Genomic DNA, 25,335 nt, shown 5'->3' with positions numbered 1-25,335 from the left:
TCTGGTCTAGCAGCTTGAAACTACAGCGCTTTCAGGCGCACGCAACTTTTCCGGCCGAATTGGACGAATAAGCCGGGGTAATTTACGGGCTGAAAACATGCGATAGCTGCCGCAAGGCAAAGGGCGCGATCCAGGTTGCGGGACATTCCGCGACCCTGCGCGATCTGCGCGAAACCCCGCTGGCCCCGAACGAGATCGCGCGCCTTCTGGCCACGTTCGGCGAGGAGCTGGTCAACCGCCGTTCGACCACATGGCGGGCGCTGTCGGGCGTCGAACGCGCCCGCGACCCCGCCGCGCTGCTGACCGCGCATCCCGCCCTGATGAAGCGCCCGGTGATCGAGGCGGGCGGGCAGTTGCACCTTGGCTGGGGCCGCGAGGTGCAGGAGGTGCTGCTTGGCAAGGGCGCGGCGGGCGCCTAGATCGGGGCAGGCAGGCAAGGAGGCACGGAATGCGCAACGCCGCCCTGACCCTTGGGGTGATCGCGGGTCTTCTGGGCCTGATCGTGGGCTTTTTCGGCTATGGCTACACGGTGTTCATCGAAACCTTTGGCGAGATCGGCGATCTGGCCCGGCAGGTCGATAACCCCGAGCGCACGCGCATCATTGCCCTGCTGGCGCCGATCCTGGCGATCGCCGGGGGCGCGATGGCGCGGGCCCAGAACATCGTGGGCGGGCTGATGATGCTGGTGTCCTGCGCGGGGATGTATTGGGGCTTTGGCTTCAACGTCTTCACCATGTTCCCCATCGCGATGTGCGGTCTGGGCGGCGTGCTGGCGCTGGCCGCCCGCCGCCCGGATCCGGCCTGAGATCAGGCCAGATCGGGGGGCAGGGCGGCGGCCGCAAGCTCTGCCACCACCGCGTCCAGCGCCACGGTTTGCGTGCCCTGTTCGCCCAGCCGGCGCAGGGTCACGGTGCGGTCCTCGACCTCGCGCGCGCCGATGGCCAGGATCACGGGCACCTTGCCAAGGCTGTGTTCGCGCACCTTGTAGTTGATCTTTTCGTTGCGGATATCGGCCTCGGCCCGCACACCCGCCGATACCAGCCGGGCCACCACCTCGCGCACGAAATCGTCGGCATCCGACACGATCGAGGCCACCACCACCTGCCGCGGCGCCAGCCAGAAGGGCAGCTTGCCCGCGAAGTTCTCGATGAGAATCCCGATGAACCGCTCGAACGACCCGAGTATCGCGCGGTGCAGCATGACGGGGCGGTGCTTCGCGCCATCCTCGCCGATATAGCTGGCCTCCAGCCGTTCGGGCAGCACGAAATCCACCTGAAGCGTGCCGCATTGCCAGTCGCGCCCGATGGCGTCGGTCAGCACGAATTCCAGCTTGGGCCCGTAGAAGGCGCCTTCGCCCGGGTTCAGCTCATAGGCATAGCCCGCGGCTTCGGTCGCGGATTGCAGCGCCGCCTCGGCCTTGTCCCAGACCTCGTCGCTGCCCGCGCGCATGTCGGGGCGGTCCGAGAATTTCACCCGGAATTTCTCGAACCCCAGATCGGCATAAACCGCGCTCAGCATCGCGATGAAGCGGCGGGTTTCCTCCTCGATCTGGCTTTCGCGGCAGAAGATATGCGCATCGTCTTGGGTAAAGCCGCGCACCCGCATGATGCCATGCAGCGCCCCCGAAGGTTCATAGCGGTTGCAAGAGCCGAATTCGGCCATGCGCAAGGGCAGGTCGCGATAGGATTTGAGCCCCTGGTTGAAGATCTGCACATGGCAGGGGCAATTCATCGGCTTGAGCGCATTGACCGATTTCTCGCGCGCATGTTCCTCGTCCACTTCGACGATGAACATATGTTCCTGGTACTTTTCCCAATGGCCCGAGGCTTCCCAGAGACGGCGGTCCACCACCTGGGGCGTGTTCACCTCGACATAGCCATTCGCGTTCTGCCGCCGCCGCATGTAGTCCTGAAGCGTGGTGTAGATGCGCCAGCCATTGGGGTGCCAGAACACCTGGCCGGGCGCTTCTTCCTGCATGTGGAACAGGTCCATTTCCCGGCCCAGCCGCCGATGGTCGCGCTTCTCGGCTTCTTCGAGGAAATGCAGGTAATCCTTCAACGCCTCGCGGTTGCGGAAGGCGACGCCATAGATGCGTTGCAGCATCGGGCGATTGCTGTCGCCGCGCCAATAGGCGCCCGCGACCTTCATCAGCTTGAAGGCATCGGCGGGCAATTGGCCCGTGTGTTGCAGATGCGGGCCGCGGCACAGATCCTGCCAATGACCGTGCCAATACATGCGGATCGGCTGGCCCTCGGGGATCATGCCGACCAGTTCCACCTTGTACGGTTCGTTATTGGCTTCGTAATATTTTACCGCGCGGTCACGGTCCCAGATTTCCGTGGTCACCGGATCGCGGCGGTTGATGATCTCTTTCATCTTCGCTTCGATCTGGCCCAGATCCTCGGGGGTGAAGGGTTCGGCGCGGTCGAAATCGTAGTACCAGCCATTCTCGATCACCGGGCCGATGGTCACCTTGACGTCGGGCCAAAGCTCCTGCACCGCGCGGGCCATGACATGGGCCAGGTCGTGGCGGATCAGTTCCAGCGCGGCGGCATCGTCCTGCATCGTGTTGATGGCGATGGTCGCATCCTCATGGATGGGCCATTGCAGGTCGAAATGCTGCCCGTTCACCTGGGCCGAGATCGCCTTTTTCGCCAGGGAGGTCGAGATCGAGGCTGCAACCTGTGCGGGAATCGTCCCCGCGGGGAAGGTTTTCCGGTTGCCATCGGGAAAAGTCAGCGTGATCTGGCCCATTTCGGCCTCCTCGTCGGTTTGGCGCCCACGGAACGCCCGGTTGCGGGTTATGTCGCGCCCCTGATGAACCCGGTCCGGGGGCAAGTCAAGACGGCGGGGGCGCGTAGGGTGGGTGTCACCCCACCGCTTGCCCCCGCCGCGCTCAGCCGAGTTCGGCCAGCCGCCCCAGCGCCGCGCGCAGCTTGGCGGCCTCGTCCTGTTTGGCTTCGGCCAGGTCGCGGGTTTCCTCGACCACGTCTTCGGGGGCGCTGTCGATGAATTTGGGGTTCTTCAGCCGCCCCATCAGCCCGGCCAGTTCCTTGTCGAGCTTGGCCAGGCTTTTCTCCAGCCGGGTCTTTTCGGCGGCGACGTCGATGATGCCTGCCAGCGGCAGGGCAAGATGCGCGCCCTCGATGGCGATGGTCACGCAGCCCTTGGGCAAGTCATTGACTTCGCTCAGTTTTTCGACGCGGGCCAGCTTGCGGATCAGGGCCTCGTTGCGGTCCCAGGCGGTGCGGGCGGCGGGGTCGATCTGGGTGGCGAGCATCGGGGTCTGGGCGCCTGCGGGCACGCCCATCTGGGCGCGGGCCGAGCGGATTTCCTCGATCAGATCAATGACCCAGTTCATTTCGCGGTCGGCCTCGGCGTCGATCAGCTCGGCGCCATAGGTCGGCCAGTCGGCATGGACCAGCATTTTTTCGCGGGCGCCGGTGATGGTCCAGAGTTCTTCGGTGACGAAGGGCATGATCGGGTGCAGCAGGATCAGGCACTGGTCCAGAACCCAGGCCATGGTGGCCCGCGTTTCGGCCTGCTGGGCTTGTGTGCCGTCCAGCAGCAGCGGTTTCGAGAATTCCACATACCAGTCGCAGACCTTGCCCCAGACAAAGGCGTAAAGCGCGTTGGCGGCGTCGTTGAAGCGGTAGTTCGCAAGCGCGTCGTCGACGGTCTGGCGCACCCTTGCCGTCTCGCCGATGATCCAGCGGTTGACGGTTTCGGCCGGGGCCGGGGGTGTTCCGGACTTGTGATTTTCGAACACGCCGTTCATTTCGGCAAAGCGCGCGGCGTTCCAGAGCTTGGTGCCGAAGTTGCGGTAGCCCGCGATGCGGGCCGTCGAAAGCTTCAGATCGCGGCCCATCGCGGCCATGGCCGTCAGAGTGAAACGAACCGCATCTGCGCCGAATTCGTCGATCAGTTCCAGCGGGTCGAGCACGTTGCCCAGGCTTTTGGACATCTTCTTGCCCTTCTCGTCGCGGACAAGGGCGTGGACATAGACCGTGTGGAAGGGGATGTCGTTCACCACGGCAAGCTGCATCATCATCATCCGGGCGACCCAGAAGAAGATGATGTCGAAGCCGGTGATCAGGACATCGGTGGGGAAGTATCTTTGCAGTTCCGGCGTGTCCTCGGGCCAGCCCAGCGTGCCGATGGGCCAGAGGCCGGAGGAGAACCAGGTGTCGAGAACGTCGGGGTCGCGGTAATATGGAATGCGAAATTCCTTCGTGCCCCCATCGCTGCGCCGCTCAATTTCACCAACAAGGAATGTCGTGCCAAAAGATGCCTCGGCGAAATCCCTCGCACCTGCCGGCGCGGAAAACTCTTCAAGCTCTTCTGGTCCAGCGATTTGGTAATACTCGACCATTTGTGAGATGGCTTCATCTTTGGAAGCGGCGCAGAATGTCTTGGGGTTCGAAATGGAGAAAGAAAGCCGCGTCCGCCCATCTTCAAGGACGGTCTTTCTCGGCCCATACCACACCGGAATCTGATGCCCCCACCAGAGTTGGCGGCTGATGCACCAGGGCTCGATGTTTTCAAGCCAGTGGAAATAGACCTTCTCGTGCTGCTCGGGCAGGATCTTCGTCCGGCCCTCGCGGACGGCGGCGAGCGCGGGTTCCACGATCTTGGCCGTGTCCACGAACCACTGGTCGGTCAGGTAGGGTTCGATGGCGACCTTTGATCGGTCGCCATGGGGGACCATGTGGCGGTCGGGGTCGATGCCGTCGAGCCAGCCATCGTCGGTGGCCTCGTTGATGATGGCTTCGCGCGCGGCGTAGCGGTCGGCGCCGTCCAGACGTTCGATGGCCTTGGCGACCAGATCGGGGTCGCAGCCTTCGGCGAAATCGCGGTTGTCCCTGAGCCACATCGCCGCGCGGGTGGTCATCACGTTGATGGCGCGCAGCCCCGCGCGTTGGCCCACTTCCCAGTCGTTGAAATCATGGGCGGGGGTGATCTTGACCGCGCCCGTGCCCTTGGCCGGGTCGGCATATTCGTCGGCCACGATGGGGATGGAGCGGCCGCAAAGCGGCAGGCGGACGGTCTTGCCGATCAGGTGCCTGTAGCGCGGATCCTCGGGGTGGACGGCGACGCCGGTATCGCCCAGCATGGTTTCGGGCCGCGTGGTGGCGACGACCAGATAGGGGCAGGGTTCGGTCGCGGTGACGTTGCCATCCTCGTCCCATTCGGTGGGGCGGTCCCAGGTCGCGCCGTCCTCAAGCGGATAGCGCAGGCGCCACATGGCGCCATCGACCTCGACCTGTTCGACCTCGAGATCGGAAATGGCAGTTTCGAAATGCGGATCCCAGTTCACCAGCCGCTTGCCGCGGTAGATGAAGCCCTTGGTGTAGAGATCGACAAAGACCTTGATGACGGCATCGTGGAAATTGCCCTCTTCGCCCGCCGGTGCCCCGGGGGCGCCCGACATGGTGAAGGCATTGCGCGACCAGTCGCAGGAGGCGCCGAGGCGTTTCAACTGGTTGATGATGGTGCCGCCGGATTGTTGCTTCCATTCCCAGACCTTGGCGACGAAATCTTCGCGCCGCTTGAAATCACGGCGGCTGATGCCCTGTTTCGCCAGTTCGCGTTCCACGACCATCTGCGTCGCGATGCCCGCATGGTCCTGCCCCGGCTGCCAGAGCGTGTCGAAGCCGCGCATCCGGTGCCAGCGCACGAGGATGTCCTGAAGCGTGTTGTTGAAGGCGTGGCCCATATGCAGGCTGCCGGTGACGTTGGGCGGCGGGATCATGATGCAGAAGGTTTCGGGGCGGGATGCGTTCGCCCCGGCCGTGAAGCACCCGGCCTTTTCCCAGGCGTCATAGAGGCGGGCCTCGGCCTCGGCGGCGTTGAAGGTCTTTTCCATCGGCATGGGGCGCGGTCCTCGGCATCGGATGGGCATTGGCGCGTGACTTAGCGAATGCCCGGGCCAAGGCCAAGCCCCGGAAGGGGTGGACAGCCGCCGCCCGGCCGCTATCGTCCGGCCCGTCAGGCAGGGGGGCGAAAGGGATGGGCAGCAAATTCGGCCAGAGCCAGCCGGGCGGGCGGATCGAGGATCGCCGCTTCCTGACCGGGCAGGGGCGCTATGTGGACGATATCGCGCCTGCGGGGGCGCTGCATGGGCTGTTCCTGCGCAGCCCGGTCGCGCATGGCCGGATCGCGGCGCTGGACGTGGCGGCGGCGCGGGCGGCGCCGGGGGTGCATCTGGTGTTGACGGCGGAGGATCTGCTGGCGGCGGGCGTGACGCTGGAAATGGACGCAGCCCTTGTGCGCAACCGCGATGGCAGTTCGGGGGCGGCGACGGCGCGGCCGCTGCTGGCGCGGGACCGGGTGCGGTTCGTGGGCGAGGCGGTGGCGCTGGTGGTGGCCGGGACGCTGGATCAGGCGCGCGATGCGGTCGAGGCGATCGGGCTGGAGATCGAGGAATTGCCCCCGCATCTGGCGCTGGCCCCGGGCGGGGACGCGATCCATCCGGCCGCGCCGGGCAACCTGGCCTATGACTGGGCGATGGGGGATGCGGCGGCGGTCGAGGCGGCGTTTGCCCAGGCCGCGCATGTGGTCACGCTGGAGGTGGCCGATCATCGGGTGATCGTGAACGCGATGGAGCCGCGTGGCTGCTGGGCCGAATGGCAGGGCGGGCGGCTGCATCTGTGCGTGAACGGGCAGGGCGTGTGGGACCAGAAGGCGCGGCTGGCGCGGATGCTGAACCTGCCCGAGGACGCGGTGCGGGTGACGAACCCGGATGTGGGCGGCGGTTTCGGGATGAAGGCGATGACCTATCCCGAATATTACGTCATCGCCCAGGCCGCGCGGATGCTGGGGCGCCCGGTGCGCTGGATGTCCGAACGGACCGAGGCGATGCTGAGCGACAATGCCGGGCGCGATGTGGTCTCGAGGGTGGAACTGGCCTTTGATGCGGGGCAGCGGATCATCGGCTACCGGGTTGGCAATGTCTCGAATCTGGGGGCCTACAATTCCGAGAATGCCCAGCCGATCCAGTCCAGGCTGTTCGCCAAGGTGCTGACCGGGGCCTATGACATTCCCGCCGCATTCCTTGCGGTGCAGGGCGTCTTTACCAACACCACCCCGGTTGACGCCTATCGCGGCGCGGGCCGGCCCGAGGCGATCTATGCGCTGGAGCGCGCGATGGACCATGCCGCCCGCGTGCTGGGCGTGGACCCGTGGGCGTTGCGGCGGCGGAACTTCATCCCGGTGGGGGCATTCCCCTATCGCACGCCGACGGGCGAAACCTATGACGTGGGCGATTTCGGCCATGTGCTGGACCGGGTGCATGGCGTGGCCGATGTGGCGGGGTTCGCGGGGCGGCGGGCGGAGAGTGCGGCGCGGGGGCGGCTGCGGGGGCAGGGGCTGTGCTATTACATCGAGTCGATCCTTGGCGATCCGTCCGAGGCGGCCGAGGTCGAGTTCTGCGAGGATGGCGGCGTGAACCTGTATGTGGGCACCCAGTCGAACGGGCAGGGGCACGAGACGGTCTATGCCCGCTTCCTGTCCGGGCGCAGCGGGATCCCGGTCGATGACATCCGCGTGATCCAGGGCGACAGCGACCGGATCGCGACGGGGGGCGGCACGGGCGGGTCGCGGTCGGTGACGACGCAGGGCAGCGCGACGCTGGCCACGGTTCAGGCGATGCTGGCCGCGTTCACCCCGTTTCTGGCCGAGCGGATGGGGGTCGATCCGGCCGATCTGGCCTTTGATGGCGAGACATTCCGCGCGCCGGGCTCGAACCTGACGCCGACGCTGTGCGAGGCAGCCCTGATGGCGCGGGCCGCGGGGCGGGCGGATCTGCTGCGCCACCGCGCCGAATACCGGCTGCCGGGGCGGTCCTATCCCAATGGCGCGCATGTCGCCGAGGTCGAGATCGACCCCGAGACCGGCAGGACCGAACTGGTGAAATACACCGTCACCGACGATTTCGGCACGCTGATCGCCCCGCAACTGGTCGAGGGGCAGGTGCATGGCGGCATCGCGCAGGGGCTGGGGCAGGTGCTGTGCGAACGCGCGGTGCATGACGAGACCGGCCAGTTGCTGAGCGCGAGCTTCATGGATTACGCGATGCCGCGCGCCGACGATCTGCCCTTTGTCGCCTTTACCACCGCGCCCGTGCCCTCGACCGCGAACCCGCTGGGCATGAAGGGCTGCGGCGAGGCGGGCACGGTGGGCGCGCTGGCCGCCATCGCGAACGCGGTTCAGGACGCACTGTGGGAGCGCGGCGTGCGGCAGGCCGACATGCCGTTCACGCCGCTGCGGGTCTGGCAGATGCTGCGCGCGGCGGGCTGAACCCGGCCCCTGCCCCTTGGCACCGCGGGCCCGCGCGTGTATGGCGGCGCAAGCCCAAGGAGAGCCCGATGCAAGGCAGCGCCAATCTCAACATCATGATCAAGGCCGCGCGGAAAGCGGGGCGCAGCCTCGTCAAGGATTTCCGCGAGGTCGAGAACCTTCAGGTCTCGATGAAGGGGGCGGGCGATTTCGTCAGCCGCGCGGACACCGCGGCCGAGAAGATCCTGAAGGAGGAATTGCGCGGCGCGCGGCCGAATTACGGCTGGCTGGGCGAGGAAACCGGCGAGGAGGCGGGCGAGGATCCGACCCGGCGCTGGATCGTCGATCCGCTGGACGGGACCACGAATTTCCTGCACGGGCTGCCGCATTGGGCGATTTCCATCGCGCTGGAACACAAGGGCGAGGTCGTCGCGGGCGTGATCTTTGACGCGGCCAAGGACGAGCTTTACTGGGCCGAGAAGGGCGCAGGCGCGTGGATGAACGAGCGGCGGCTGCGCGTGTCGGGGCGCGCGCGGATGATCGAGGCGATCTTTGCCACGGGCGTTCCCTTTGCCGCCAAGAAGACGCTGCCCGCCACCTTGCAGGACCTGGCCCGGCTGATGCCGCAATGCGCGGGCGTGCGGCGCTGGGGCTCGGCGGCGCTTGACCTCGCCTATGTCGCAGCGGGGCGCTATGACGGCTACTGGGAACGCGAGCTTAACGCCTGGGACATCGCCGCGGGGCTGATCCTGGTGCGCGAGGCGGGCGGCATGGTCGGCCCGGTGCGCGAAGGGCATGAACCGCTGGTGCATGGCGATATCCTGGTCGCCAATACCGCGCTTTACGAGCCCTTCGCGAAAATCATAAGAAACACTTAACGGCCCCCAACCTGCCCTTGTTCTGCCGCCTTTGCCGATCAGGCTGGCGCAAAGACTGCTGACGAGGGGAGCGCATGATGATCGAGACGACCGGACTGGTCGACTGGCCCGGCCTTGTGGCGCGCTGCGCGGCGTTCCTGCGGCGCGAGGATGGGGCCGTCAGCGCCGATTGGGTGATGCTGACCGCCGGGATTACCGTGCTGACCGTGGGGCTGTTCACCTCGGCCGAATATGGCCTGGGCGATCTGGGCGACAGTGTGGGGGACGGGCTGTCCTCGATGACGGTGACGCGGCTGGACACGATCCTGAAATGACCGATGGCCGCGCGGCGCCTAGCGCCGCCGTCCCACCGGCGGGATCGGGGTCGGGCGATAGCGGGCGTCGGGATGCGGCGGATGGCCATGGGTACGCGCCCAGAAGCCCGGCCCGCCGCGTCTGAGCCAGAGCGGCAGCGCCAGCATCAGCCCCGCGGCAAAGCCCCCGGCATGCGCCCAATAGGCCACCCCGCCCCCGTCGCCGGGAGTGGCGAAGCCCGCGAAAAGCTGCAAGCCGAACCACAGCCCCAGCATCAGCCATGCGGGGACCGGCAGGATGCGGATGATGACGATCAGGAAGATCAGGATATCGACCCGCGCCCGGGGAAACAGCAGCAGATAGCCCCCCATCACCGCCGCGATCGCCCCCGAGGCGCCGACCATCGGCACCATCGAATAGGGCGCGGCCAGATATTGCGCGATCCCCGCGGCGGCGCCCCCGGCCAGGTAGAAGGCCAGAAAGCCCAGATGGCCGAACTCGTCCTCCATGTTGTCGCCGAAGATCCACAGGAACAGCATGTTGCCGCCCAGATGCAGCAGCCCGCCATGCAGGAACATCGAGGTGAAAAGCCCGTGCAGATGCATGCCCTCGCTGATCGCGGCGGGGATCAGCGCCCATTCGGTGAAGAACCGGCCCAGCGCCACGGGGCTGTCGAACAGGTGCCAGTAGGACACGAACACGATCACATTGGCCGCGATCAGGGCATAGACGACATAGGGCGTCCTGGTTGACGGGTTGTGGTCGCGCAGCGGGAACATGGGGTCAGGCTAGCCGCTGGCGCCTGCCGGTCAAGCGGAACCCGCCTGCGCCAGCAATGCCGCATTCCCGCCCGAGGCGGTGGTGTCGATGCACAGATGCCGTTCATGGCGGGCATGCGCGGTATCGGGCAGGCCGGTGATCAGCGGGATCAGCGGGCCGTCACGCCGCGCCAGCACCCGGGCATGGGCCCGCCCGGTTTCGGCATCGCCCCACCAGAGCACGCCCGAGAACCCGGTGAGATGCTCCAGCAGATCGGGGGGCAGGGCGTCCGTCACCGGCACGGCCGCCCCGCCCAGCGCGCGCACCGCCTCGGCCTGCGCCTGTGCTGCCGCGCGGCCGGGGCCGAGGCAGAGGAGCGGCGGGCGCGGATGGGTGGACAGCCGGTTCGATTCGCCCGTGGGGCCGGGCAGGGCGCGGGTTTCGACGCCGCCTGCGGCGGGGGTATTGGCCAGGACGCGGGAAAGGGTTTCTGCGGTCGCGCGGCCCTCGGGGGCATTGGCCAGCGCGGGGGCAGGGCGGGCGGTGAAGCGGGTCAGGTAATGCGGCCCGCCGGCCTTGGGGCCGGTGCCCGACAGCCCCTCGCCGCCGAAGGGCTGGCTGCCCACGACGGCGCCGATCTGGTTGCGGTTGACATAGATGTTGCCGACCGCCAGCCGATCCGCCATGCGGGCCACGCGGTCGTCGATGCGCGAATGGAGCCCGAAGGTCAGCCCGTAGCCGGTGGCGTTGATCGCGTCGATCACCGCGTCCAGATCCTCGGCGCGGAAGGTCGCGACATGCAGCACGGGGCCGAAGATCTCGCGCCCGAGGGCCGCGATGCCCGGCACGCGGATCAGCGTGGGGGACAGGAAATGGCCGGTTCCGGGCGCCGGGGCCTGCCACAGCACGCGGGTTTCGGCCCGGGCCTGTGCGATATGGGCGGTGAAATCGCGAAGGGCGGCGGCCTCGATCAGCGGGCCGATATCGGTTGACAGATCCCAGGGGTTGCCAAGGCGCAGTTCGGCCATGGCCCCGGTCAGCATGGTCAGGAAAGCGTCCGCGATTTCCTGTTGCACATAGAGGCAGCGCAGCGCCGAACAGCGCTGGCCCGCCGACTGGAAGGCCGAGGCGATCACGTCGCGCACCGCCTGTTCGGGCAGCGCGGTCGAATCCACCACCATCGCGTTCAGCCCGCCGGTTTCGGCAATCAGCGGCGTGCCCGGCGCCATGTGATCGGCCATGGCGCGGGCGATGATCCGGGCGGTTTCGGTCGCGCCGGTAAAGGCCACGCCATTGACCCGCGCATCGGAGGTGAGCCGCGCGCCCACGGTTTCGCCAGTGCCGGGCAGCAGGTGCAGCGCGGTTCGGGGCACGCCCGCCTCGTGCAGCAGGCGGGTGGCGAAATGGGCGATCAGGGGCGTCTGTTCGGCGGGCTTGGCCAGCACCGCATTGCCCGCGGCCAGCGCCGCCGCGATCTGGCCGGTGAAGATCGCCAGCGGGAAGTTCCAGGGCGAGATGCAGGCGAAAAGCCCACGCGGCGGGGCGTCCAGCGCTTCGGCCTGCGCCGCGTAATAGCGCAGGAAATCCACCGCCTCGCGGAGTTCGCCCATCGCGTCGGGCAGGGTCTTGCCCGCCTCGCGCGCGAGCAGGGCGAAGATCGGGCCGAATTCCCGTTCATAGAGATCCGAGGCGCGGCGCAGGATGGCGGCGCGCTGGGCGGGCGGCGCGTCCCAGGGGCGGGCGGTGGCAAGGGCGGTTTCGACATCCGCGGCCGAGGCCGGGTGGACATGGCCCACGATATCGGCCGGATCTGCGGGGTTCAGGACGGGCTGCGCCGTTTCGGGGGCCGCGGTTCCGGCGATCAGGGGGGCGGCCTGAAACTGCGTGCTGCGATGCGGCGCCCGGGCGGCCTCGATCCCGGCCAGATCGGGGGCATGGGTCAGATCCCGGCCGCGGGAGTTGCGCCGGGCGGGGGCGAACAGCGCGGGCGCGCGGGGGATCGCGGGATGTTCGGGGGCGGCCAGATGCGCCTCGATCTCGGCCAGCGGATCGGCGGCGACGGCTTCGGGCGGCACGCTTTCATCCACGATCCGGTTGACGAAGGAACTGTTGGCGCCGTTTTCCAGAAGCCGCCGCACCAGATAGGCCAGCAGGTCGCGATGCGCGCCGACGGGGGCATAGATGCGGCAGCGCGTGCCCGGGAGCTGCGCCATCACCAGGTCGTGCAGAGAACTGCCCATGCCATGCAGGCGCTGGAATTCGTAGGCATCGCGATCGGGTGCCATGTCCAGGATCGCGGCCACGCTATGGGCGTTATGGGTGGCGAATTGCGGATAGAGCCGGTCGGTCAGCCCCAGCAGCTTGCGCGCATTGGCCAGGTAACTCACATCGGTTGCGGCCTTGCGGGTAAAGACCGGGAATCCGTCCAGCCCCAGAACCTGCGCGCGCTTGATCTCTGTATCCCAATAGGCGCCCTTGACCAACCGCACCATCAGGCGGCGGTCATGGCGTTCGGCCAGCGCATGCAGCCAGTCGATCACCAGCCCCGCGCGCGGGCCGTAAGCCTGCACCACCACGCCGAACCCGTCCCAGCCCGCAAGCCCCGGATCGGCCAGAACGGCGGCGATGACGTCGAGCGAGAGGCACAGCCGGTCGGCCTCCTCGGCATCGATGTTCAGGCCGATCCCGGCCTCACGCGCCAGCCGCGCCAGATGCAGAAGCCGGGGCGCAAGTTCCGTCCTCACCCGGTCGCGCTGGGTAAATTCGTAGCGGGGATGCAGCGCCGAAAGCTTGACCGAGATGCCGGGATTGGCGCGGATATCGGCGCTGGTGGCGGCCCCGGCGATCCGGGCGATGGCCTGTTGATAGGCGTCCAGATAGCGGGTGGCGTCGGCCTCGGTCCGGGCGGCCTCGCCCAGCATGTCGTAGGAATAGGTGTAGCCCTGCGCCTCCATCGCGGCGGCGCGGTCCATGGCGGAAGCGATGGTTTCGCCAAGGACGAACTGGCGGCCCATCTCGCGCATGGCGCGCGCGACGGCGGCGCGGATCACCGGCTCGCCCAGCCGCTTGAGCGCGCCTTTCAGCGTGGCGGCAAGCCCCGGCCCCGGTTCGTCCAGCACCCGGCCGGTCAGCATCAGCGCCCAGGTCGAGGCATTGACCAGCGGCGAGGCGGATTTGCCAAGATGGCGGCCCCAGTCCGACGGCGCGATCTTGTCCTCGATCAGCGCATCCATCGTGTCGGTGTCGGGCACGCGCAGCAGCGCCTCGGCCAGACACATCAGCGCCACGCCCTCGTCGGTGGAAAGGCCGTATTCGGCCAGGAAAACCTCCATCAACCCGGGGCGGTCCTGGGTGCGGATGCCACGGACCAGATCGGCGGCGGCGGCGCAGATGCGCGCGCGGGCGGCGGCATCCAGCCCGGTTTCGGCCAGCAGGCGGGGCAGGATGTCGGCCTCGGGCGCGTAGGTGGCGGCCTCGATCCGGGTGCGCAGGGCGGCGATCTGGTCTGTCATGGCGTTTCCCCTGGGGATGGGGCAGTATAGCGCCGTTGTCGTGGCCTGTTCGTCCGGGTTTCCAGGATATGATGGGCGATCCGTCCAAAATCGGGGGGTGTTTCATGCCGAATGATCCTGCGTTGCTGGACCGCCATGACCGCGCGATTCTGGACATTCTGGCCGGGGAGGGGCGGATCGCCGTGGCCGAGCTGGCCCGCCGGATCGGGCTGTCCAAGACGCCGACGCTGGCGCGGCTGAAGCGGCTGGAGGAGGCCGGCGTGATTACCGGCTACCGGGCCATGCTGAACCCGATCCGGCTGGGGCTTGCGCATGTCGCCTTTGTCGAGGTGCGGCTGTCGGACACGCGCGAGGCGGCGCTGCGGGCCTTCAACGCGGCGGTGCGGGCGATCCCGGAAATCGAGGAATGTCACATGATCGCGGGCGGGTTCGACTATCTGCTGAAGGTGCGCACCGCCGACATGGCGCGCTATCGCGAGGTCATGGCCGTGCGGCTGTCGGCGCTGCCGCATGTCGCCAATACCTCGACCTATGTGGCGATGGAGGCGGTGAAGGATGCGGGGCTTGCCCGGCCGGGGTGAGGGTTTGCGCGGGGGCGCCCGCTGCGTGCTAGAGTTCGGCGCAGGACAACCACCGGGGAGAGAGCCATGCGATTCGTCCTGAGCCTGCTGACCTGTGTCGCGCTGCCCGTGGCGGCGCTGGCCGAGGAGATGCGCGCGATCACCGGCAGCCTGATCTATCGCGAGCGGATCGCGCTGCCGCCCGATGCCGAAATGCTGTTGGAACTGCGCGACGGGGCCGGGGCGCTGGTCGAGAGCGCGCAGCATCCGACCGAGGGTGCGCAGGTGCCGCTGCCCTTTGCGCTGGACGCTCCGGCGGGCACGGACCTGACCCTGCGCGCGGCGCTGCGGCTTGGCGGCGAAATCCGCTGGCTGAGCGATGCGGTGGAGATCGAGGCGGGCGAGGATGCCGTGGAGGCGGGTGCGCTGATGCTGACGGGCTTTCGCCCGATGGGCTTTGCCAGCACGATGAACTGCGGCGAACTGGTGGTGGAACTGGGCTTTGTCGGCGAGGGCGCGCGGCTGCGGATCGGCGGGCAATATGTCGATCTGGTGCAGGAAGTCACCGCCTCTGGCGCGAAATTCGTGGCCGAGGGCGATCCGGATACCTGGATCTGGACCAAGGGCGATGCTGCGACGCTGAGCCTGCATGGTTCCGAATTTCCCGAATGTCGCGCGGCGCTGCCGGGGGCCAGCTATCGGGCGCGGGGCAACGAACCGGGCTGGACGCTGGAAATCGCGGGCGGGCAGATGCGCTATGCGGGCGATTACGGCGCGACCGAGATCGCGGCGCCGCTGCCCGAGCCCGAAATCGTGGACGGCGCGCGCCGCTATGCCGCCGAAGGGGCGGATCTGGTGCTGGTGCTGGATCAGGCGCTGTGCCGCGACACGATGACCGGCATGCCCTATCCGGCGACGGCCCTGGTTGAAACCGGCGGGCAAAGCCTGTCGGGCTGCGGCGGCGATCCGATGGACCTGTTGGCCGCGCATCCCTGGCGGGTCGAGGATATCGGGGGCGGCGGCATCGTCGATTCCTCGAATGTCGGCATTGCCTTTGGCCGCGACGGGCGCGTGTCGGGCAGCGGCAGTTGCAACCGGTTCATGGGCGGGGCCGAATTGTCCGGCGAGGGGCTGCGCATCGGCCCGGTGGCGGCGACGCTGATGGCCTGTCCCGAGGCGCTGATGGAGCAGGAACAGCGCTTTTTCAGGCTGCTGGACCAGGTGGACCGGTTCGATGTCGCCGAGGATGGCGCGCTGCTGCTGATCGGGGGCGACACGGTGCTGGCGACCGCGCGGCGCTGAGGCTTTTCCCCCACCAAGGCTTTCCCCGGGCGCGGCGGGCGGCTATGGTCCGCGCCAATGATTTGCGGACGTGGCGAAATCGGTAGACGCAGCAGACTTTGATTGGAGTGCCCGCGGGGAAACCCGCGGTGCAGAACCGCTCAAACTCGGGGAACGCTAACGGGCCAAGGCCCCAGGCCAATCCCGAGCCAAGCCCCGCAAGGGGAAGGTGTAGAGACTGGACGGGCGGCGCCTAAAGCCCTTGCTGGCCATGGCGAAGGGACAGTCCAGACCACGAACGCCAGATGGCGGCGGCGAAAGCCGAAGTGGTACGAAAATCTGCTTCTCGCACGAGAGTACGGGTTCGAGTCCCGTCGTCCGCACCACCCCCGGCGGGGGCCGTCAGGCCCGCGCCGCCATCGCCGCGGCGAAGCGTTCGAACAGGTAATAGCTGTCCTGCGGGCCGGGGCTGGCCTCGGGGTGGTACTGCACGCTGAACACGGGTCGGTCGGCCATGCGGATGCCGCAATTCGAGCCGTCGAACAGCGAGACATGGGTTTCGATCACGCCTGCGGGCAGGGTCTGGCTGTCCACGGTGAAGCCGTGATTCATCGAGGTGATCTCGACCTTGCCGGTTTCCAGATCCTTCACCGGATGGTTCGCGCCGTGATGGCCGTGGTTCATCTTGATCGTCTTTGCCCCCAGCGCGAGGGCCAGCATCTGGTGGCCAAGGCAGATGCCGAAGAGCGGCACGTCACGTTCCAGCACCTTGCGGATCATCGGGACGGCATATTCGCCGGTCGCCGCCGGATCGCCCGGACCGTTCGACAGGAACACGCCATCGGGGTTCAGCGCCAGCACGTCCTCGGCCGTCGCGGTGGCGGGCAGAACGGTGACGTCGCAGCCCGCCGAGGCCAGGCAGCGCAGGATGTTGCGTTTCGCGCCGTAATCGAGGGCGACCACCCTATGCCCGGGGCCTTCGCGCCGTGCATAGCCTTCGGGCCAGGCCCAGCGCATCTCGTCCCAGCGATAGCTTTGCGCGCAGGTCACGTCGCGGGCCAGATCGAGGCCGACGAGGCCCGACCAGGCGCGCGCGCGGGCCACCATCTTCTCGATGTCGAAGCGGCCTTCGGGATCATGGGCCAGCGCCACATGCGGCGCGCCCTGCTGGCGGATCGCGCGGGTCAGCCGCCGTGTGTCGATGCCGCCGATGCCGATGCGGCCGCGCCGGGCCAGCCAGTCCTTCAGCTCGCCGGCCGCGCGCCAGTTCGAGGGTTCGGTCGGATCCCATTTGACGACCATGCCCGCGGCGACCGGCTCGGCGGTCTCGTCATCCTCGGGGTTGACGCCGACATTGCCGACATGGGGGAAGGTGAAGGTCACGACCTGCCCGGCATAGGAGGGGTCGGTCATGATTTCCTGATAGCCGGTCATGGCGGTGTTGAAGCACAGTTCCGCCACCGTCTCGCCGGTTGCGCCGAAGCCTTGCCCGTAGAACACGGTGCCGTCGGCAAGCGTCAGGCAGGCGGTCGGGCGGGTTTGGGGGGCGGCGGACATCGGGCTCTCCTTGGGCAGAATCCGGCGGACACTAGGCCCGGGGGGGCAAAGAATCAAGGGTTGCGGCAAAATGTGAAGTTTCGTGATTTCAACGACTTGTGTAGATCTGCCCACCTTGCCTGAGCCGGTCGGGGGGCCTATTCTGACCGACCTGACGCGAAAGCGACCCAAGGCAGCCCCGATGGACCTGAGAACCCGCATCTCGACCGCACTGACCGCCGCGATGAAGGCCCGCGATGCCGAACGGCTGGGCACGCTGCGGCTGATCAATGCCGCGATCAAGGACAAGGACATCGCGCTGCGCGGCGAGGGCGTCGAGGAAGGCGTGGGCGAGGCCGAGGTGCTGGCGATCCTGGGCCGCATGATCAAGCAGCGCCAGGAAAGCGCGCGCGCCTATGAGGAGGGCGGGCGGCTTGATCTGGCCGAGGCCGAGCGCGCCGAGATCGCCGTGGTCGAGGAATTCCTGCCGCGCCAGCTGACCGAGGCGGAGGTTGCAAAGGCGCTGGACGCCGCGATTGCCAGCACCGGCGCCGCCTCGATCCGCGACATGGGCCGGGTGATGGGCGTGCTCAAGGCCGAATATGCGGGCCGGATGGATTTCGGCGCGGTCGGCCCGATGGTGCGGGCGCGGCTGGCCTGAGCGGCGGGCCGGGACTGTCCGGCCGTCGAAGGGGATTGGCAGGAAACTCGCGCTATGTGGTCGGGGGCGCCTTTAACCGGCCCGGCCACGGGGCTATGCTGGGCAGCGGACCAGAGACAGGAACAAGACGATGCTGATGAAACTTCTCAAGAGCGTGCGGCCCGAGGACTGGCCCGCGGTCATCCTGCGCGGCGCTGCGCTGGTGTTGATCGTGACCCATCTGATCGCGTTCTTCTTCATCTATTCCCATGTCCTGTTCATCCTGACGGCGCTGGTGATGGGGCTGCTGCTTGCGCGCGAGATGTACGAGGATCTTGCCCAGCGGTTCTTCCGGCTCAAGGCGCAGGCCTATGAGAAGGACCTGATGGAGATGCAGGACCAGACCCCGCCGCCCGAGCGCGACTCGCTGCTGATCGAGGGGCGGGTGTCGATGAAGGACATCACCGAGCGGACCAATCGCGACTGACGCGGCGCGGGTCGGGGTGCTGAAGCAGTCCGTCGCCTGCACCGGATCGGAAAACCGTTCCCAACCGCGCCGGAAACAGGTCTGGCCCGGGTATCAGCCCGGGCCGCGCCCGAGGCTTGGCGCCCGGGAACCGAGGTCGGGCCGGGGAGGGTTCCCCTTGGCCAATGCCGGATTTCCCTTTTCGACAGCCTTCTAGCCGAACACGCGGTCGAAGCTGCGCGCGAGTGCCACGTCGAGATCGGCCATGCTGACCGGCAGGCCCAGATCGACAAGGCTGGTGACGCCATGTTCGCGGATGCCGCAGGGCACGATGCCGTCGTAATGGCCGAGATCCGGTTCGACATTGATCGAGAGGCCGTGAAAGCTGATCCAGCGGCGCAGCCGCACGCCGATGGCGGCGATCTTGTCCTCGCGCGGGGTGCCGGTGGGGCCGGGGGGCAGGTCGGGGCGGACCACCCAGACGCCGACGCGGCCCGCGCGCCGTTCGCCCGCCACGTTGAACTCGGCCAGCGTGGCGATCACCCATTCCTCCAGGCTCCAGACGAATCGGCGCACGTCGCGGCCGCGCGCGCCGACATCGAGCATCGCATAGACCACCCGCTGGCCCGGCCCGTGATAGGTGTATTGCCCGCCGCGCGGCGTGCGGAAGACCGGAAAACGGCCCGGATCGGTCAGGTCGGCGGGGTCGGCCGAGGTGCCCGCGGTATAGAGCGGCGGGTGTTCGACCAGCCAGATCGCCTCGCCCGCCCGGCCTGCCGCGATCGCCTCGGCGCGGGCCTCCATCGCGGTGCAGATCTCGGGATAGGACGAAAAACCCTCGAAAACGGTCCATTCCGGCCGCATGGTCGTCCATTCCTCCCTTGACAGGTTTGACGGGTCGCCGCGACACTTTGCGGATCCGGGTGTCACCGGGCGCGCGTGTGTGGATTGGCGCCGAACCGCTTTTCGGGAGAGATGGCATGATGAGGAAGAAATTTGCAATGGCCTGCCTTGCGGCCAGCGTCGCAGCCACCCCGGCCACTCAGGTCGCGGCCGGCGGAAGCGACATTGCCGGGGGGATCATCGGCGGGATCATCGGGGGTGTGATCGTCAACGAGGCGGCGAAGAACCGCCAGCGCCAGCAACAGCAACCGCAACAGCAGGTGCGCCGGACCGCGCCCAATCCGGGCATTTCCGAGGCCACCCGGGCACAGAACCGCGAGGTGCAGACCTCGCTGAACTATTTCGGCTTTCCCGCGGGCACGCCGGACGGCGTGCTGGGGCGCAACTCGCGCACGGCGATTTCGCAATATCAGGCGTTCATGGGCTATCCGCCCAGCGGCAACCTGACCCCCTATGAGCGCGATTTCCTGGTGACCTCGTATCACCGCGCGATTGCGGGCGGGCCTGCGACGACGCAGATGGTGGCGGCCAACCCGCTGGGAACGCGGGGATTGTTGCAGACCTATCAGCAGCAGCTTGCGGGCGGCGGCATGGCCGCGCCGATGGCCCCGATGCAGCCGGGCACCACGGTCGTCATCAACCCGCAACAGCCGGTGGCGCAACCGCCCGCGCCCACCACCGTTGTCGTGCCCGCCGCGCCGCCCGCGCCTGCGGCGGCGGTTGCCGCCACGGCGGCCGCGGTCGGCGCCGTCGCGGCGACGCCTGCGCTGCCGAATTTCCTGAGCCAGGGCAGCGGCCAGTCGCTGGCCTCGCATTGCAACAAGGTCAGCCTGGTGACCAGCAGCAATGGCGGGTTCACCACGGCGGCCAGCATGACCGATGCGGGCTTCGTGCTGGAGGAACAGTTCTGCCTGGCGCGGACCTATGCCATTGCCGAGGGCGAGGAGCTGGTTGCCCGCATTCCCGGTGTCACGCCCGACCAGATCGCCGAGCAATGCGCGGCCTTCGGCCCGGCGCTGAAGGATCAGGTCGCGGCGCTGTCGTTCAAGCCCAAGGACAAGGTGCTTGAGGATGTGCGTGGATTCGTCATGGCCTCGGGCATGCCGCCTGCGCAGCTTGCGGGCACGGCGCGGGTCTGTCTGTCGGTCGGCTACCGCACCGACAACATGGATGTGGCCATCGGCTCGGGGCTGCTGCTGGCCGCGATGGGCGAGGATGTCTATGCCGAACTGATGGGCCATCACCTTGCCCAGGGATTCGGCGCCGCGCGGCGGGTCGATCTGGCGCTGGACTGGTACGACACGGCGCTGGGCGCGGCGGATCGCGGGGTGGTCGCGGCCTTTGCCCCGGCCCAGCCCGAACGCGCGGATCTGATCCGCAAGGCGGCCTATCGCGTCGGCGGCCGGGAGGACGGCGCATCGCTGTCCACGCCGGAAACGCGGCCGGTGCCCGCCGCGCTGCCGACCTTTGCGGTCCAGAACTGACGGCCCTTGCGGGGGCGGCGGGTCGATCCGCCCCCGCATCGCCCACGCCCCTGCAAATGGGTGAAAAATCCCCCTTCACATCGGCGAACCAAGCCGGTAAGAAGCGCCGCACTACCTGATCACGTGCGGTCGTGGCGGAATTGGTAGACGCGCAGCGTTGAGGTCGCTGTGGGGTAACTCCCGTGGAAGTTCGAGTCTTCTCGACCGCACCAATCACTCTCCCCCTCTGAACATTGGCTGTCAGGCATGCCCCGCCAGGGCGGACCCCGGCGCGTTTCGGGATCGGCGCGCGGTGATGCCCGCGCTCTGCCGCGTTCCTGTGCAGCCTGCCGTCCTTGTGCCGAAAGACCGGGCAACCGCGCCGCCCCGCGTTGGGCGCCGAGCGGTTGAGCTGGCCTGTGCTGTCGGGCTCCGGCAGGTCTTGGCCCAGTGGCGGCGCGGGCAGGATCGCGGGCTGGGGCAGGGGTGGCTGCGGTCCGGGGATTGGTCGCAACCGCCGCAGGAAATGTCGCGGCGATGCGTGCATCCTGTGGGCGGGCCGCTCAGGATGGTATGAAAAGAAAGGGAAAACCGGGTCTTTCATCTGTTTCCAAGTTCGGCGTTGCACTTGGGCGGGCAAATGATACCGTTTGGTCAAACGGACAGACGATCCGGCAGGACACGCCCGGCAAGGGCGTGCGGCACAACAGGGGGTTACGGTTGACCGCTGCAACGGACAACGGGTTCGTGGTCTTTGACCGCGTCCAGAAAAGCTATGATGGCGAGACGCTCGTCGTCAAAGATCTGAACCTGTCGATCGGCAAGGGCGAGTTCCTGACGATGCTGGGGCCGTCGGGCTCGGGCAAGACAACCTGCCTGATGATGCTGGCAGGCTTCGAGACCGCCACGCATGGCGAGATCCTGCTTGACGGCAAGCCGATCAACAACATCCCGCCGCACAAGCGCGGGATCGGCATGGTGTTCCAGAACTACGCGCTTTTCCCGCACATGACGGTGGCCGAGAACCTGGCCTTTCCGCTGGAGGTGCGCAAGTTCGGCAAGTCCGAGCGCGAGGAAAAGGTCCAGCGCGCCCTTGAGATGGTGCAGATGGGGGCCTTTGGCGGGCGCCGCCCCGCGCAGTTGTCGGGCGGCCAGCAGCAGCGCATCGCGCTGGCGCGGGCGCTGGTCTTCGAGCCGGAACTGGTGCTGATGGACGAGCCGCTGGGCGCGCTGGACAAGCAGTTGCGCGAGCACATGCAGTTCGAGATCACGCGGCTGGCGCATAATCTGGGCATCACCACGGTCTATGTGACCCATGACCAGACCGAGGCGCTGACCATGTCCGACCGGGTGGCGGTGTTCAACGATGGCCGCATCCAGCAGCTTGCCGCGCCGGATGTGCTGTACGAGGAGCCGGTCAACAGCTTTGTCGCGCAGTTCATCGGCGAGAACAACACGCTGCTGGGCACCGTCACCGAGATCAAGGGCGGGGTGGCGGTGGTCCGGCTTGACGATGGCGAGCTGATCGACGCCAAGCCCGTGAATGTCACGAAGCCGGGCGACCGGACGCTGGTCTCGATCCGCCCCGAACGGGTCGAGATCAACAAGGAGCGGCTGTCGCCCAACGCCCACCTGATCCATGCCGAGGTGCTGGAATTCATCTATATGGGCGACATCTACCGCACCCGGCTGCGGGTGGCGGGCAATGATGATTTCGTCATCAAGACCCGCAACGCCCCCGATCAGCGCCGCCTGAAGCCGGGCGAGCATATCGAGATCGGCTGGCTGCCCGAGGATTGCCGCGCGCTGGACGCCCCGGCCTGACCGCTTCGGGTCCGCCGCGCCCGGGGCAGCGGACTCCTCGACCAGAACCCGGGAAACACAACTGGGAGACGACCATGACGATCAGAGGACTTCTTTCCGCAACCGCGCTGGTGGCGCTGCCCGTCGCGGCGATGGCGCAGGATCTGCCGCCCTGCGAGAACTGTGCCAACAGCATGACCGTTGTATCCTGGGGCGGGGCCTATCAGACCAGCCAGATCAAGGCCTATGCCGAGCCCTATGCCGCGATGACCGGCGTCAGCTTTACCTGGGACGAAAGCTCGAACGAGGCGGTGGCCAAGCTGCGCGCCATGAACGAGGCGGGCAACATCACCTGGGATCTGGTCGATGTCGAAGGCCCCGACAGCCAGCGGCTGTGCGACGAGGGTCTGGCGATGGAGGTCGATATCGACGAGATCCTCGCCGCGGGCGACGATGGCTCGACGCCGCGCGAGGATTTCGCCGATTCGGTCGTCAACGACTGCTACATTCCGCAGATCGTGTTCTCGACCACCTTCGGCTACCGCACCAATGTCGCCGAATGGGAAGGACGCACGCCCGACAACCTGTGCGCGCTGTTCGACCTGGAGAATTTCCCCGGCAAGCGCAGCCTGGAAAAGCGGCCGAAGAAGAACATCGAATGGGCGCTGCTGTGCGACGGTGTCGAGAAGGACGATCTCTATGACGTTCTGAGCACGCAAGAGGGCGTCGAGCGCGCGCTGGCCAAGCTGGACACCATCAAGTCCGAGACGATCTGGTGGTCGGCCGGGGCCGAGACGCCGCAGCGCCTGGCCGATGGCGAGGTGGTCATGGGCTCGACCTATAACGGGCGGCTGTTCAGCGTGATCGTGGAACAGAACCAGCCCGTGGACATGCTGTGGGACTGGCAGGTGTTCGATTTCGACGGCTGGATCATCCCCGAGGGGCTGCCCGAGGACCGGCTGAACCGCGTGCTGCATTTCCTGCATTTCGCGACCGACACCCAGCGGCTGGCCGATCAGGCGAAATACATCAGCTACGGCCCGGCGCGGGCCTCGTCGCAGCCGCTGGTCTCGACCCATGCCGATCTGGGCGTCGAGATGGCGCCGCACATGCCGACCAATCCCGAGAACCAGAAGAACTATCTGGTGAACAATATCGAGTGGTGGGCCGACAACCAGGACGATGTCGAGGCCCGCTTCCAGGCGTGGCTGGCCCAGTAAGGGCCGGTTCGACCGCATGACCGGGCAGGGGGCCGCCAACCGGCCCCCCGCCATCTGACAAGGGGATTGGGGATGACCGAGGCAACCCGGACCGGCCCGATGCTGGCCGCCGACGGAACGCCGCTCAAGCGCAGCCTGCAACGCGCGCTGAGGGCGCAGAAATTGCGGGCGCTGATGCTGATCGCGCCCTTGCTGGCATTCATCCTTGTCACCTTCGTTGCGCCGATTGCGGACATGCTGTTCCGGTCGGTCGAGAACCAGATCGTGTCCGATACCCTGCCGCGCACCGCGCAGGCGATCCGCGGCTGGGACCACAATTCCGGCGAGCCGCCCGGGGACGATGTGCTGGCCGCCTTTACCATCGACATGATCGCCGCGGTCGAGCGCAAGCAGCACACCCGGCTTGGCACGCGGCTGAACTATGAACAGAACGGGCTGTCGTCGCTGTTCCGCAAGACCGGCCGGGGTGTTGCGGATATAGGCGAGACCTATCGCGACCAGTTCGCCGCGCTCGATCCGGCGTGGAAAGACGCCGGGATCTGGGCCAACCTGTTCGCCGACCCGTCCTGGCGTGCCGATCACGACGCCTGGGAGGCCGCCCGCGCCGCCGCGCGCACCGCAGGCCGCCCCTTTGCCGAGCCGGTGCCCGCCTTTCGCCTGAACGACGATCTGGCCGATGTGCTGCCCGAAACGGCGGATGCCTATCTGGATTTCGCCCGTGCGGTGCAGGGCAACCGCAACGGCGATCCGGCGGCCCGCGCGCCCTGGCCGCCGGTCTACCTGGCGCTTTACCGCGACCTGACCGCGATCGGTGTGGGCCGCATCGCGACGCTTGACGCCGAGGCGCAGGCGTTGCTGGACCCGGCCCATTATGCCGTGCGCAGCTTTGAACGGGCCGATCTGGCCGCGATCTATCGCGACATCGACCGCGCCTGGGGCCAGCCCACGGTCTGGGCCACGATCCAGACCTTTTCGCCCGCCTATACGCCCGGCTATTTCCTGACCGCCGTCGATCTGAAACAGACCCCGGACGGCATCGTAAGCCAGCCCGCCGACCAGAAGATCTATATCATGCTGTTCCAGCGGACGCTGGTGATGAGCCTGGCGATCATGGCGGCCTGCGTGCTGCTGGGCTATCCGATTGCCTTCCTGCTGGCGAACCTGCCGCTCAGAACCTCGAACCTTTTGCTGATCCTGGTTCTGCTGCCGTTCTGGACCTCGCTTCTGGTGCGGACCTCGGCCTGGAAGGTGCTGCTGCAACAGCAGGGCGTCATCAACGACATCCTGGTGTGGATCGGGATCGTGGACAATGCGGGTCGGCTGATCCTGATCAACAACCAGACCGGCACGATCATCGCGATGACGCATATCCTGCTGCCCTTCATGATCCTGCCGCTCTATTCGGTGATGAAGACGATCCCGCCCTCTTACGTCCGCGCGGCGAAATCGCTGGGCGCGACCAACTGGACGGCGTTCTGGCGGGTCTATTTCCCGCAATCGGTGCCCGGCATCGGGGCGGGCTGCATCCTCGTCTTCATCCTGGCCATCGGCTATTACATCACGCCGGAACTGGTGGGGGGCACCTCGGGCACGTTCATTTCGAACCGGATCGCCTATCACATCTCCAGCTCGCTGAACTGGGGGCTCGCGGCCGCGCTGGGCACGATCCTGCTGGCGGTCGTTCTGGCGCTGTACTGGACCTATGACCGGCTTGTGGGCATCGACAAGGTGAACCTGGGGTAA

19 protein-coding genes and 1 tRNA gene are annotated in these 25,335 nt (G+C 67.4%); 14 read left to right on the top strand and 6 right to left on the bottom strand.

Features of this window, described 5'->3' with window-relative positions:
- Positions 1 to 80 precede the first annotated feature (80 nt).
- Together GH815_RS09600 and GH815_RS09595 are read left to right on the top strand one after the other, a co-directional pair.
- Positions 81 to 419, top strand: a complete 339-nt coding sequence (locus GH815_RS09600) for an arsenate reductase family protein (RefSeq protein WP_343030769.1) — start codon at positions 81 to 83, stop codon at positions 417 to 419.
- 29 nt (positions 420 to 448) lie between these two features.
- Positions 449 to 805, top strand: a complete 357-nt coding sequence (locus GH815_RS09595; protein ID WP_153748553.1) for a hypothetical protein — start codon at positions 449 to 451, stop codon at positions 803 to 805.
- Positions 806 to 807: 2 nt separating this feature from the next.
- Here the strand turns inward: GH815_RS09595 and thrS are convergent, their stop codons facing one another.
- Together thrS and GH815_RS09585 are read right to left on the bottom strand one after the other, a co-directional pair.
- Complete coding sequence (thrS, locus tag GH815_RS09590) at positions 808 to 2,754, bottom strand: threonine--tRNA ligase (RefSeq protein WP_153748552.1); 1,947 nt, start codon at positions 2,752 to 2,754, stop codon at positions 808 to 810.
- Positions 2,755 to 2,896: 142 nt separating this feature from the next.
- On the bottom strand, positions 2,897 to 5,872 hold the full coding sequence (locus tag GH815_RS09585; protein WP_153748551.1) for a valine--tRNA ligase: 2,976 nt from the start codon (positions 5,870 to 5,872) through the stop codon (positions 2,897 to 2,899).
- 137 nt (positions 5,873 to 6,009) lie between these two features.
- On the opposite strand from GH815_RS09585, the gene GH815_RS09580 reads away from it, so the two are divergent.
- The 3 genes from GH815_RS09580 (at position 6,010) to GH815_RS09570 (ending at position 9,469) form a co-directional block, all read left to right on the top strand.
- A complete protein-coding gene (locus GH815_RS09580; RefSeq protein ID WP_153748550.1) occupies positions 6,010 to 8,298 on the top strand; it encodes a xanthine dehydrogenase family protein molybdopterin-binding subunit in 2,289 nt (762 codons plus the stop codon).
- A gap of 68 nt (positions 8,299 to 8,366) precedes the next feature.
- Positions 8,367 to 9,155: an inositol monophosphatase family protein gene (locus GH815_RS09575; RefSeq protein WP_153748549.1), complete on the top strand. Its 789-nt coding sequence runs from the start codon at positions 8,367 to 8,369 to the stop codon at positions 9,153 to 9,155.
- A 77-nt stretch (positions 9,156 to 9,232) separates the two neighbouring features.
- Positions 9,233 to 9,469 carry a hypothetical protein gene (locus tag GH815_RS09570; RefSeq protein WP_153748548.1) on the top strand — a complete coding sequence of 79 codons (237 nt, stop codon included), beginning with the start codon at positions 9,233 to 9,235 and terminating at the stop codon, positions 9,467 to 9,469.
- A gap of 18 nt (positions 9,470 to 9,487) precedes the next feature.
- Here the strand turns inward: GH815_RS09570 and GH815_RS09565 are convergent, their stop codons facing one another.
- Together GH815_RS09565 and putA are read right to left on the bottom strand one after the other, a co-directional pair.
- Entirely contained in the window at positions 9,488 to 10,228 is a 741-nt protein-coding gene (locus GH815_RS09565; protein WP_153748547.1) for a rhomboid family intramembrane serine protease, read from the bottom strand.
- Positions 10,229 to 10,258: 30 nt separating this feature from the next.
- Positions 10,259 to 13,720, bottom strand: coding sequence for a bifunctional proline dehydrogenase/L-glutamate gamma-semialdehyde dehydrogenase PutA (putA, locus tag GH815_RS09560; protein ID WP_153748546.1), 3,462 nt, complete (start codon positions 13,718 to 13,720; stop codon positions 10,259 to 10,261).
- A gap of 104 nt (positions 13,721 to 13,824) precedes the next feature.
- On the opposite strand from putA, the gene GH815_RS09555 reads away from it, so the two are divergent.
- Positions 13,825 to 14,301: an Lrp/AsnC ligand binding domain-containing protein gene (locus GH815_RS09555; RefSeq protein WP_153748545.1), complete on the top strand. Its 477-nt coding sequence runs from the start codon at positions 13,825 to 13,827 to the stop codon at positions 14,299 to 14,301.
- Positions 14,302 to 14,367: 66 nt separating this feature from the next.
- Positions 14,368 to 15,582, top strand: coding sequence for an META domain-containing protein (locus GH815_RS09550; protein ID WP_153748544.1), 1,215 nt, complete (start codon positions 14,368 to 14,370; stop codon positions 15,580 to 15,582).
- A 381-nt stretch (positions 15,583 to 15,963) separates the two neighbouring features.
- Here the strand turns inward: GH815_RS09550 and carA are convergent, their stop codons facing one another.
- Positions 15,964 to 17,118, bottom strand: coding sequence for a glutamine-hydrolyzing carbamoyl-phosphate synthase small subunit (gene carA, locus GH815_RS09545; protein WP_153748543.1), 1,155 nt, complete (start codon positions 17,116 to 17,118; stop codon positions 15,964 to 15,966).
- A gap of 181 nt (positions 17,119 to 17,299) precedes the next feature.
- Here carA and GH815_RS09540 point away from each other — a divergent pair, with 181 nt between their 5' ends.
- Both GH815_RS09540 and GH815_RS09535 read left to right on the top strand, forming a co-directional pair.
- Positions 17,300 to 17,758 (top strand): GatB/YqeY domain-containing protein, encoded by a 459-nt coding sequence (locus tag GH815_RS09540; protein WP_153748542.1) that lies wholly within the window; start codon positions 17,300 to 17,302, stop codon positions 17,756 to 17,758.
- Positions 17,759 to 17,888: 130 nt separating this feature from the next.
- Positions 17,889 to 18,224, top strand: a complete 336-nt coding sequence (locus GH815_RS09535; RefSeq protein WP_153748541.1) for a hypothetical protein — start codon at positions 17,889 to 17,891, stop codon at positions 18,222 to 18,224.
- Between the two features lie 192 nt (positions 18,225 to 18,416).
- On the opposite strand, the gene lipB is transcribed toward GH815_RS09535, so the two are convergent.
- Positions 18,417 to 19,067, bottom strand: a complete 651-nt coding sequence (gene lipB, locus GH815_RS09530; protein WP_153748540.1) for a lipoyl(octanoyl) transferase LipB — start codon at positions 19,065 to 19,067, stop codon at positions 18,417 to 18,419.
- 119 nt (positions 19,068 to 19,186) lie between these two features.
- Between lipB and GH815_RS09525 the strand changes: the two genes are divergently transcribed.
- The 5 genes from GH815_RS09525 (at position 19,187) to GH815_RS09505 (ending at position 25,335) form a co-directional block, all read left to right on the top strand.
- On the top strand, positions 19,187 to 20,590 hold the full coding sequence (locus GH815_RS09525; RefSeq protein ID WP_246176381.1) for a peptidoglycan-binding domain-containing protein: 1,404 nt from the start codon (positions 19,187 to 19,189) through the stop codon (positions 20,588 to 20,590).
- 125 nt (positions 20,591 to 20,715) lie between these two features.
- Positions 20,716 to 20,802: transfer RNA gene (locus GH815_RS09520), tRNA-Leu, on the top strand.
- Positions 20,803 to 21,289: 487 nt separating this feature from the next.
- Positions 21,290 to 22,393, top strand: a complete 1,104-nt coding sequence (locus tag GH815_RS09515) for an ABC transporter ATP-binding protein (protein ID WP_246176379.1) — start codon at positions 21,290 to 21,292, stop codon at positions 22,391 to 22,393.
- A 74-nt stretch (positions 22,394 to 22,467) separates the two neighbouring features.
- The gene (locus GH815_RS09510) at positions 22,468 to 23,592 is read left to right on the top strand and encodes an extracellular solute-binding protein (RefSeq protein WP_153748538.1); all 1,125 of its coding nucleotides are present in this window, start codon (positions 22,468 to 22,470) and stop codon (positions 23,590 to 23,592) included.
- Positions 23,593 to 23,664: 72 nt separating this feature from the next.
- Complete coding sequence (locus GH815_RS09505) at positions 23,665 to 25,335, top strand: ABC transporter permease (RefSeq protein ID WP_153748537.1); 1,671 nt, start codon at positions 23,665 to 23,667, stop codon at positions 25,333 to 25,335.

The sequence above is a fragment of the Rhodovulum strictum genome, assembly GCF_009649175.1.
GTDB lineage: Bacteria > Pseudomonadota > Alphaproteobacteria > Rhodobacterales > Rhodobacteraceae > Rhodovulum > Rhodovulum strictum.
This window is presented reverse-complemented; position numbering and strand designations above follow the sequence as displayed.

Excerpts from the sequence above, each read along its gene's own strand:
- GH815_RS09565 (WP_153748547.1), bottom strand. The coding sequence starts at position 10,228 with ATGTTCCCGCTGCGCGACCACAACCCGTCAACCAGGACGCCCTATGTC.
- GH815_RS09585 (WP_153748551.1), bottom strand. The coding sequence starts at position 5,872 with ATGCCGATGGAAAAGACCTTCAACGCCGCCGAGGCCGAGGCCCGCCTC.
- GH815_RS09580 (WP_153748550.1), top strand. The coding sequence starts at position 6,010 with ATGGGCAGCAAATTCGGCCAGAGCCAGCCGGGCGGGCGGATCGAGGAT.
- GH815_RS09595 (WP_153748553.1), top strand. The coding sequence starts at position 449 with ATGCGCAACGCCGCCCTGACCCTTGGGGTGATCGCGGGTCTTCTGGGC.
- GH815_RS09525 (WP_246176381.1), top strand. The coding sequence starts at position 19,187 with ATGAGGAAGAAATTTGCAATGGCCTGCCTTGCGGCCAGCGTCGCAGCC.
- putA (WP_153748546.1), bottom strand. The coding sequence starts at position 13,720 with ATGACAGACCAGATCGCCGCCCTGCGCACCCGGATCGAGGCCGCCACC.
- GH815_RS09570 (WP_153748548.1), top strand. The coding sequence starts at position 9,233 with ATGATCGAGACGACCGGACTGGTCGACTGGCCCGGCCTTGTGGCGCGC.
- GH815_RS09535 (WP_153748541.1), top strand. The coding sequence starts at position 17,889 with ATGCTGATGAAACTTCTCAAGAGCGTGCGGCCCGAGGACTGGCCCGCG.
- GH815_RS09555 (WP_153748545.1), top strand. The coding sequence starts at position 13,825 with ATGCCGAATGATCCTGCGTTGCTGGACCGCCATGACCGCGCGATTCTG.
- GH815_RS09550 (WP_153748544.1), top strand. The coding sequence starts at position 14,368 with ATGCGATTCGTCCTGAGCCTGCTGACCTGTGTCGCGCTGCCCGTGGCG.
- GH815_RS09510 (WP_153748538.1), top strand. The coding sequence starts at position 22,468 with ATGACGATCAGAGGACTTCTTTCCGCAACCGCGCTGGTGGCGCTGCCC.
- GH815_RS09575 (WP_153748549.1), top strand. The coding sequence starts at position 8,367 with ATGCAAGGCAGCGCCAATCTCAACATCATGATCAAGGCCGCGCGGAAA.
- carA (WP_153748543.1), bottom strand. The coding sequence starts at position 17,118 with ATGTCCGCCGCCCCCCAAACCCGCCCGACCGCCTGCCTGACGCTTGCC.
- GH815_RS09505 (WP_153748537.1), top strand. The coding sequence starts at position 23,665 with ATGACCGAGGCAACCCGGACCGGCCCGATGCTGGCCGCCGACGGAACG.
- GH815_RS09540 (WP_153748542.1), top strand. The coding sequence starts at position 17,300 with ATGGACCTGAGAACCCGCATCTCGACCGCACTGACCGCCGCGATGAAG.
- lipB (WP_153748540.1), bottom strand. The coding sequence starts at position 19,067 with ATGCGGCCGGAATGGACCGTTTTCGAGGGTTTTTCGTCCTATCCCGAG.
- thrS (WP_153748552.1), bottom strand. The coding sequence starts at position 2,754 with ATGGGCCAGATCACGCTGACTTTTCCCGATGGCAACCGGAAAACCTTC.